Raw genomic sequence first — 9,305 nt, 5'->3', positions numbered from 1 at the left:
TCGACTGGGAGCGCCGCCACGACGACGGCGCGATGCGCAACGGCCTCGACGGATGCATCCGTCTGGTCAACGCCGTCATGCCGGCGGACTGACATGAACCCGCTCGCCACGGCCATTGCCGATCAACGCGCGCAAACGTCCTGAGGACGTGCTCGGCCAGACGCTGCTGCGACGCTTCGAGCCGGACGCCGACCTGACGGCGACCGGCGCCAAATTCGTCAAGCACGCGCAAATCCTCGTCCACGCCCTCGCGCCCGGCTGCGGCAAGCGGCCTATCGATTGGAAAAACTGATTTAAATCGCCACAAAGTTTCGTTTTCCAAGCAATGCCCCGCTTGGCATAGTCGATGGACAGCAGGCGAACGGTGTGCCGGCACGGTCTCCGCGACAGCCCGGACAGACCCGTACGATGCGCTCCGTCACCCACGCCTGCGCCCGATCAACCGCACGATGTCACGGGGAACGAATATGGAAAAATACGCATTGGATGCGTCTCGCGACGCCTTCATCCGGGCGATGCGGCATGTCGCCTGCTCGGTCACGGTGGTGACGACGGACGGGCCTGCCGGACGCCACGGCGCCACGGTCAGCGCCTTCAGCTCGGTCTCGGCCGATCCGCCGACGGTGCTGGTCTGCCTGCGCGCCGGCAGCCGCATCTGCGAACAGGTCGAGGCAAACGGCGTCTTCACCGTCAATGTCCTTGCCGAGGAAAACCGCGACGTCGCCCGCGCCTTCACCGGCGAATTCGACGCCGCGCGGCCCGACCGCTTCGAAGGGCAGCAACTGATCGACATGCCGGGGCTGGCCGCCGGGCTCGGCGGCGCAACCGTCTTTGCCTGCCGGCTGGCGAAATCGGTGGTCCACGGCAGCCACACCATCTTTTTCGGCCAGGTCGCCCATGCCTTTACCGCCGAGCGCCCGCCGCTGACCTATCATGACGGCGCCTATCGCCGCCTGCAACTGACCGCCGCCTGAGGCGGCACAGCCGAGTTAAGCCCGGAAACAACAACCGCATGCGCAGCCGCGACTGCGGAACGGATCGCCATTGCCAGAAAAAGGGAACGCCTCATGGACTTCGATCTTCACTTCTCCATGGACTATCACGACAAGTCCTATGGCTCCGAACGCCTCTACACCGACATGCTCGACCAGGCCATCCTGGCCGACAGGCTGGGTTACGCCTCGGTCTCGGTGACCGAGCATCACCTTCTGGAACTGGGCGTGATGCCGGCGCCGCTGACGGCGGCGGTCAAGATCGCCGCCCATACGAAGCATGTCGAGATCCTCACCGGCGTCGTCGTCCTGCCGCTGCACGACATGCGCACCTATGCCGGCGAGGTCATCGTCGCCGATATCTTCACCAATGGCCGCCTGGTCCTCGGCGTCGGGCGCGGGGCCTATGCCTTCGAGATGGAGCGCCTCGGCGTTCCCATGGCCGAGACCCGCGAGCGCTTCGACGAGTCGCTGGCGGTGCTGCAGGCGCTGCTGTCGCGGGAGGAAGTGTCGTGGGACGGAAAATACTACAAGTTCGACGCGCTGACCGTCATGCCGCGCCCGATGCGGCCCGGCGGCCCGCCGATGATGATGGCCGTGCTGCAGCCTGAGGCGATCTATCATTGCACCAAGCGCGGCTTCAACATCCTGACCACCCCGCTTTCCGGCGACAGGAAGCATTTTCACGCCCAGGTGGATGCCTTCCGGCGCGGCAAGGCGGAGCTCGGCAAGGCGGGCGAAAAGCTCAAGCTGACGCTGTCGCGGTCAGCCACCGTCACACGCTCGGAAGCGCACAAGCGTGAAAAACTGGCCGAGGCGCAGTATCACTACACGCGTTTCGACAATGTCTTCACCGGCCCCGGCATCGTCGATGCCGGCATGGCGAGGGTCTTGCCGCGCAAGCAGACGCTGGCGGAGCTGGAGCAGAACCTGCTGATCTGCACGCCGCAGGAAATGACCGACAAGCTCGGCGAATATGCCGATCTCGGCATCGACCGCGTCAGCCTGACGATGAATTTCGGCGCCTCGCAGGCGGATACGCTCGAAAGCACCCGCGCGGTGGCCGAGGAGGTCATTCCGCATTTCAGGTCGACATCGATGAAAAAGACCGCCGAACTGGTCTGAGCGAGGCAGGACATGACCATCCAGGAAACCCTGATCGAGAATGTCGCCGTCTGGCGCGGCCGCGGCGAGCATGTCGAAACCGCCATGGCGATCCGCATCGAAAACGGAAGGATCGCCGCCATCGCCCCGACCGGCACGCTGAGCGCCGGGCCGCAGGCAACAGTGGTGGACGGCACCGGGGCGACGGCGATCCCCGGCCTCTGCGACATCCATGTGCATCTCGCCACCAATTCGGACTATGGCAGGATCGTCGACAACGCCACCTACCGGGCGCTGGTGCCCGGCACCAAAAAACTGCTGCATGGCGTGCGCAACGGCTTGCGGGCGCTGAAGGCGGGGGTGACGACGCTGCGGGTGATGGGCCACCGGGAAAGCGGCGACGTCGAGCTTGCCGCGATGATCGAGCGCGGCCTCATCCCCGGCCCGCGCCTCTTGGTGGCGCCCTGGGTGATCTCGATGACCGGCGGGCGCGGCGACCTGTTCTACCCCGCCGCCTGGCCGCGCCAGTATCTCGATACCGCCGACGGCATCGAGGAGTGCCGCAAGGTCGTCCGCCTGCAGCGCAAGCTCGGCGCCGGCTTCATCAAGGTCACGGCCAGCGCCGGCGTGCTTTCCGCCGACGACAAGGTCCATTGGCCGAACTACACGGTCGAGGAGCTGAAAGTCATCGTCAGCGAGGCCCATGACTACGACCTGAAGGTCGCCGCCCATGCCCATTCGACCGAGGGCATCAAGCGCGCCCTGCTCGCCGGGGTCGACACGCTGGAGCATGGCACCAATCTCGACGACGAATGCATCGCCATGATGGTCGAGCAGGGCACATGGCTGGTGCCGACGCTCGCCATCACCGACTCGCTCCTGCGTCGGGGTGCGGCGAGCGGCGCCAGGGCGGAGGGGCTGGCGAAGCTGGAAATTGCCCGCGCCAACCAGTCGCGCTCGATCCTCAAGGCGATCGCGGCCGGCGTCAAAATCGCGATGGGAACGGATTCCTCGGGCAATCTCTGCCGCTTCGGCGAGCATGCGCGCGAGCTGGAACTCTATGTCGAGCTCGGCATGACGCCGGCAAAAGCCCTGGAGACCGCCACATCCGCCGCCGCCGAGGCGCTGGATCTCGCCGGTGAGATCGGCACGCTCGACGCCGGAAAATGCGCCGACATCGTCCTGGTGAACGGCAACCCCCTGCAGGATATCTATCTTCTGCAACGGGAGGGCGGGCTGCGCCGCGTCTACCGCAACGGCATCGACGTGACCGATCCCTGGCCGGCCGTCGATCTGTGACGCAGAGCCGCTCCCGGCCGGCTGCGGGCGGGACAAGCGGCTTGCCTTTGGCTGGCGTCGCCCCTAGGCTTGGCGCTTCGCAGACGGCCTTTCGCGGGAGGATCTCCGGCGGGCGGCGGGCCGCTGCTGCCCTCAAAATCCTTCCAGCGGGCGGACCCGGATGAACATCTCCCTTGCGCGGACTTTCCTCGCCGTTCTCGAACATCGCAATTTCAATCGCGCGGCCGAGATCCTCAACGTCACGCAATCGACGGTGACGATGCGGATCAATTCGCTGGAGGACCGGATCGGGCAAAAATTGTTCCTGCGCAACCGCGCCGGCGTCGAGCCGACCGCCGCCGGCTGGGCCTTCCGGCCCTATGCCGAAATGCTGATCCAGGTCTGGCAGCAGGCGCGGCAGGAAGTGACGCTGCCGATCGAGCGTTCGACGCTGTTCCGGGTCGGGGCCGAGCCCGGCCTCTGGCAGGGCGTGATGGAAGACTGGGTGCTGAAGATCACCCAGGAGCGGCCGGGCATCTCCCTGCTGATCGAAAACAAGACGGCGGACAATCTCAACGCCTGCCTCGCCCAGGGAATTTACGACGCCGCGCTGATGTATGACGCCCGGCCGCGCACCAATGTCGCCTTCGATTTCCTCTACGACGAACAGCTCGTGCTGGTCTCGACCACGCCGCGCGGCCGAACCGCCTGGCATCCCGAATATACCTATGTGGAATGGGGACCGGATTTCCGGATGGAGCACGCCAAGCTCCAGCCCGAAAACATCACCCCGCCGGTGACCATCAATCACGGCTCCTGGGCTTTGCAATGGATCGAACGGCGCGGCGGCTCCGCCTATTTTCCGATCCGCATGATCGAGGACAAGGTGGAGCGCGGCGAGCTTTACGTCGTCCCCGGGATCAATGCGTTCTCCCGCTCGGTGTGGATTTCCTATCTGGAACGCCTGATGCACAGCGAATGGTTTCCGCCGGTGTTGCAGGATCTGCAGGAGATGGCGCGGCTGCGCAGCGAACGGAATGTGGCATTCAAGAAACGCTGGAACGTCAAATAGCCCCCTCCGGTAAGCTCCGCTCTCAGTCAGGCCGCAAGGCGGCGTTCGTTCGGCCGCAGCGTCACAGGCGCGCGTCCTGCGCAAACAGGCGCGGTATCTCATGCCTCACGACGACGGTCGCCGCTGGCGGGAAAGGGTCCGGGCCTCGAGGCATACCCGGTTGAATCGGTCGAGTTCGAGCCGGGCGTCGGGCAAGGCGCGGTGGACGAGGTCTTGCGGTTTCGTCCTTGCGATGACGCCCTCGACCAGGCTGAGGATTTCGGCCGGGCTTGCCGACGATCCGAGGATGGCGCTTGCGGCGTCGACAAAGGCGTCGTCGGATTTGCGAAGGCGAAGCGCATGACGCGGTCGCCCGGCCGCGCGCAGAAGCACGCTCAACCACTTGCCGTCCCAGGAGGGTGAGCTGGCATACAGATCCTCGCCCGACAGCGTCGCCAGCATCTCGTCAACGATGACGCCCGCCGGCTCGCCTTCGGCTTGCAGTTGCGCTCTCGAAAGCCCGTGGATCGCTTCGGCCTCGGCCGACCAATCGGTCCATTGGGCTTCCGGCCGGATCAGGAAAGACCGGGCGCGGCCATCCTCGAAAAGCCATGCAATCTCGACCGGGTAGCTGTGCTTGCCCAGAGAAGAGGCTTCGAAATCCATGAAGACGCGTATTGCCCGACACCCTGAAGCAGAGTCCGGCTCAACCGGAAGGAATTCCATCGATCGCCCTTTCCGGGCATGTTTCGGTTGCCGGACAAAACGTATGCCTGGCTAACCCCCGATCTTCCATCAGGTTCCGCCGCAATCGCCCTTGAAGCGCGGCCCCGCTAGACGCCGGCCGGGGCGGAAACTTCGGCACTGGTTGGCCGCGGAGGGCGCCGGCAGCGTCCGCTGGCGGTTAAGCGGACCGGCTCCCGGTCCGGTCTCCTGCGCATGCAATTATCGGTAGCATCGCCCATGGCCTGTCAATGCCGTCAGGATTGCGATTTCTGGGACGGGCCGGCAGCATTTTGTTAATCGTGCGCTCGCACTATACCCGCAGAACGGGTCAAGCGCGATCGAGGCAGTCTCGATGAGACCGGGCCGCGTTCCTGTATCTCCGCGTCGTCGAACGGCGGCGCCGACAGTTTTTACACCTAGAGCCCGAACAATGCTGAACAGCTTGATAAGATTTGTAGTCAGGCGGCCCGAATTATACATTCTGGGTGCGATTTCGACCGTGCTTGCCGCCGCCGTCAGCGCCAGCATCGTTCAGCTTCATCTCGCGACCCGGCTTTACGACATCGGCCGCAGCCATCTGCTGAAAGCGCCGTTTCCGCTGGACAGCGTTCAGGGAATGTCAAACCAGCTGACCCTCTCCTTGGGCGACAGCATACTCATCAGCACCAAGGTGACGATCTGGCTGACCGGGACGCTGGCGCTTCTCCTGCTTCTTTCGATCACGCATCTGGTCCTGCGCTTTCGCAATCTGAGGGAAACCGCAAACTACGATCCGCTGACCCGATTGGCGAACCGGGGGCGGTTTCAACAGGTTCTCTCCGCGCTTGCTTGCGATCCGGGCGCAGGCAACGATTTGGCGCTGATGCTCATCGATATCGACTACTTCAAGAGCATCAACGACACCCATGGCCACGATGCCGGCGACGCGGTCCTCAAGGAACTGGCCCGGCGCCTCGAAGAACTGCCCCCCGGAAGGCGCTGGATCGCGCGGCTGGGCGGCGACGAGTTTGCGCTGCTTGTGGTGGCGAACCATATCTTTGGTCATTCCCGCCACATCGCCGAGGCTCTGTGCAGGTTGATGGACGCGCCGTTTGCACTCGATGGAAGACAGGTCAATGTCAGCGTCAGCGTCGGCATCAGCTACATGGCTCAAGGCGCCTATACGCCGGAGGGGCTTTTGAAGAATGCGGATATTGCGCTTTATTCCGCCAAGATGGCGGGCCGCGGCACCTTCCGCTTCTTCGATCCCAAGCTGGATGCCGAGCTGAAGGCGCGCCTCGCTCTCGAATGCGACCTGCGCGAAGCCATCCACCAGAACCGTCTGGAACTGCACTTCCAGCCCCTGGTCGATCTTCAATCGCAGCAAACGGCGGCCTACGAGGCTCTGGCGCGGTGGAACCACCCGAAACTCGGGGCCGTCCCGCCGCAGCATTTCATCAAGGTCGCCGAGGAAATCGGCGAGATGCGGACATTGGGCAGCTGGATCATAAGGCAGGCGTGTCATACCGCCCGGTCGTGGCCGGACGGTATCGGCGTGGCGATCAACCTGTCTCCCCAGCAGTTCGAGGGCGACGACCTCCTGCCGCTCGTCGAGGGCGTCATTCGGGAAACGGGAATCGATCCGTTTCGCATAGAATTCGAGATCACCGAATCCCTTCTCATCAGCGACAAGGAGCGCGTTGCCGGAATTCTGCAAGCGCTCAAGGCGCTTGGCGTGCGCATCGCTCTCGACGATTTCGGCACCGGGTATTCGTCCATGTCCTATCTGCATCGGTTTCCGATCGACAAGATAAAGATCGATCGTTCGTTCGTCGCCGATATGGCGCACAAGCCGGAAGCGGCGGCAATCATCGAGACGATAAGCCTGCTCGCAAGGCGGCTCGGCCTCACCACGACCGCGGAAGGCATCGAGACCGAGGCGCAGGCGATTTTCCTGCGTTCGATCGGCTGCGACGAAGGCCAGGGCTATTATTTTGCAAAGCCGCTTCCAGCCGAGACCTGCTGCGAATGGCTGGGCAGGAGAGCGGCAGGCTCTGCCTGTTCAATGCCAAACGTCGCATAGTCGATCGCGTTGCGGCCGGCGGGGCGCGCTGATCCAGATCGTCATCGGCGCCTCCTCCTGCGCCGTCATCGCAGGTCGTCCCGGCGCGACTGCGCTCCAGCGCCCTCCCCCCGCGCGACACGCCGAAAATCCCGGTCAGCCGTTCAACAACCGGTCCAGTTCGCTGCGGCGGGCGGCGGCGAGGCCGGCTTCGTCGGCGAAATCGCGCCAGCGGGCGATGACGGCGCGCACCTCGTCGATCGCGGTTTTCGCGATGCGCGGGCTGATCGACGCCGCCTCGGCGACCTTCAACATATGCGCGGTCCCGGGCGCCCTGCCCTCCCCCGCCACGTCGGCGCTGTGTTCGCCGCCGGGGCCTGCGGAGAAGGTCAGGTCGTAGGCCGGCGACAGGCGCCAGAGACCGTCCGCGCCCATCAGGAAGGCATGGTTCTTGGCATGGTCGTCGCGGTTGCGGGCATAAATGTTGAAGACCATGCGCCGGAACATTTCCAGCACCTCGCCGCTGTCGCGGGTCATCAGGAAGGTCAGCTTGTGCAGCATCGCGTAATTCACCGAGGCTTCGCGGTGGCTGGCGTTGAGCAACCCGCTCGCCGTGTGCATGTGCAGCCGTCCGCCCGGCATCCGGTCGAAGCGCTTGGTCGCAAACAGCCGGTTGCCCTTTCGCGTGTGGAACAGATGGGTCTCGGCCATGCGCAGCCCGGCGGCGCGGGCCATCAGCGCATAGGCCTGCTCCTCCGCGCCGATCCCGGGCGGATCCTCGGCGCTGCGGGACTTGACGATCCACCGCTCCTCGCCCGGCGCCAGCGCCTGCCCGTAATCGATGACGAAACTGTCGCGGCCGCGGTCGAAGCCGATCATGATCTTCGGCCGTGCGCCGGCCGAGCCGCCCTGCGCGCCCTGAAGCGCATCGATGTCGGCGGTGTCCATGTTGCCCTGGATCATCTCGACCTGCTCGACGAACCAGTCGAGATCGCCGTCGCCGCGCCCCTCCTCGGCCAGTTCCGGCCGGTAGGCGAGCGCGCCCATGCCCCCCTGCCCCACCGCCGAAAGCCGGTCGAGCGGCGTCAGCATGTGATGGTCGATGCCGGCCTTGCGCAGCCGGCGGTCGAGAAGCAGCCGCCCCCAGCCATCCGGCAGGCTGTCGTTGAAAAGCCCGTGCAACCCGTCGAACGGATCGCGCGGAGCCGGCCGCACGCCCGGCTCGGCCATCAGGTGAAAGGGCGAGACCAGCAGCGGCGCAGCCAGGAATTCCGGCGCATATTCGAAATAGGCCCGCCTTTCGGCCGTGCTCCAGGCGAGCGTTCCCAGCCGCCGCACCGCCCCTTCGAGATCCAGATCCACCGCCATCTTTCGCACCGGCGTGAATTTCATGGCTTGCGCACCCTCTGCCGTACCGGCGGTTCGATGACATCCGCGATGGTCTTTGGCGGCCGGGGCGGAAACAGGCCGTCGAATTCCGCCTCGGCCTGCAGGACGAAGGCGATCTTGACGACGGCCTCCAGCGAGGCCTTGCCCCGCATCTCGAACAGCCGGAGCGAGCCGTAGGAAATTCCCGCCTTTTCGGCAAGCTCGCGCTGCGTCAGACCGGCCTCGATTCGCCGCCGTTTCGCCCGCGCCGCGAGCTGCGCCATCACCTCCATCGGAGATGTCATCTGAAATGCGAACATGATGGCGATTAACTCCGAAAATGACGGATAAGTGCTAAAATAATAGCAATATCACAAGACTTCAAGACAAATGTGCCGTCACAGGCGCTTCCATGGCAAGGAATCGCGCATGCGAATCGATTCTCCTTCGTCCTCCTTCATCCCCTCCCCTGCCGGCAGATGTTACAAGCAGGCGCAGAGGCCTTTCGAAGCGGGAGCGCCGATTTGCCAACAGGGAAATGCAGCGGCACCCTCAAGGTATTTCAGGCGATATCCATGTTTTAACAAGGCGTTAAGATGAATTCCGGGTTGGCCGTCGACCGATCGTTAACCAAAATCGCCTTGCGCCGGGGCCGGAATCACGGATACTGGCGGCAGTTTGAATAAAGATTCCGTTTTATCGCCAGAATGGTCGTCCCGATGAATGCATATTCGCCATTGCGGTC

9 protein-coding genes are annotated in these 9,305 nt (G+C 64.4%); 6 read left to right on the top strand and 3 right to left on the bottom strand.

Annotated features, from left to right (window positions below; all coding sequences use genetic code 11):
• Positions 1 to 115 precede the first annotated feature (115 nt).
• The 5 genes from P7F60_RS29800 to P7F60_RS29780 all read left to right on the top strand — a co-directional run bounded on the left by P7F60_RS29800 (position 116) and on the right by P7F60_RS29780 (position 4,446).
• Positions 116 to 292 (top strand): hypothetical protein, encoded by a 177-nt coding sequence (locus tag P7F60_RS29800; RefSeq protein ID WP_277921135.1) that lies wholly within the window; start codon positions 116 to 118, stop codon positions 290 to 292.
• Between the two features lie 175 nt (positions 293 to 467).
• Positions 468 to 974, top strand: coding sequence for a flavin reductase family protein (locus P7F60_RS29795; RefSeq protein ID WP_277921134.1), 507 nt, complete (start codon positions 468 to 470; stop codon positions 972 to 974).
• A 93-nt stretch (positions 975 to 1,067) separates the two neighbouring features.
• Entirely contained in the window at positions 1,068 to 2,117 is a 1,050-nt protein-coding gene (locus P7F60_RS29790; protein ID WP_277921133.1) for an LLM class flavin-dependent oxidoreductase, read from the top strand.
• 12 nt (positions 2,118 to 2,129) lie between these two features.
• The gene (locus P7F60_RS29785) at positions 2,130 to 3,395 is read left to right on the top strand and encodes an amidohydrolase family protein (protein WP_277921132.1); all 1,266 of its coding nucleotides are present in this window, start codon (positions 2,130 to 2,132) and stop codon (positions 3,393 to 3,395) included.
• 160 nt (positions 3,396 to 3,555) lie between these two features.
• Positions 3,556 to 4,446: a LysR family transcriptional regulator gene (locus P7F60_RS29780; RefSeq protein ID WP_277921131.1), complete on the top strand. Its 891-nt coding sequence runs from the start codon at positions 3,556 to 3,558 to the stop codon at positions 4,444 to 4,446.
• Positions 4,447 to 4,551: 105 nt separating this feature from the next.
• Here the strand turns inward: P7F60_RS29780 and P7F60_RS29775 are convergent, their stop codons facing one another.
• Entirely contained in the window at positions 4,552 to 5,103 is a 552-nt protein-coding gene (locus P7F60_RS29775) for a transcriptional regulator (protein ID WP_277921137.1), read from the bottom strand.
• A gap of 400 nt (positions 5,104 to 5,503) precedes the next feature.
• On the opposite strand from P7F60_RS29775, the gene P7F60_RS29770 reads away from it, so the two are divergent.
• Entirely contained in the window at positions 5,504 to 7,213 is a 1,710-nt protein-coding gene (locus P7F60_RS29770) for an EAL domain-containing protein (protein ID WP_277921130.1), read from the top strand.
• A 135-nt stretch (positions 7,214 to 7,348) separates the two neighbouring features.
• On the opposite strand, the gene P7F60_RS29765 is transcribed toward P7F60_RS29770, so the two are convergent.
• Both P7F60_RS29765 and P7F60_RS29760 read right to left on the bottom strand, forming a co-directional pair.
• A complete protein-coding gene (locus P7F60_RS29765) occupies positions 7,349 to 8,584 on the bottom strand; it encodes a type II toxin-antitoxin system HipA family toxin (protein WP_277921129.1) in 1,236 nt (411 codons plus the stop codon).
• Positions 8,581 to 8,880 (bottom strand): helix-turn-helix transcriptional regulator, encoded by a 300-nt coding sequence (locus P7F60_RS29760; RefSeq protein WP_277921128.1) that lies wholly within the window; start codon positions 8,878 to 8,880, stop codon positions 8,581 to 8,583. Before P7F60_RS29760 ends, P7F60_RS29765 begins: the two co-directional genes overlap by 4 nt.
• Positions 8,881 to 9,305 lie beyond the last annotated feature (425 nt).

It is taken from the genome of Rhizobium sp. YJ-22 (assembly GCF_029601685.1).
Taxonomy (GTDB): domain Bacteria; phylum Pseudomonadota; class Alphaproteobacteria; order Rhizobiales; family Rhizobiaceae; genus Metarhizobium.
This window is presented reverse-complemented; position numbering and strand designations above follow the sequence as displayed.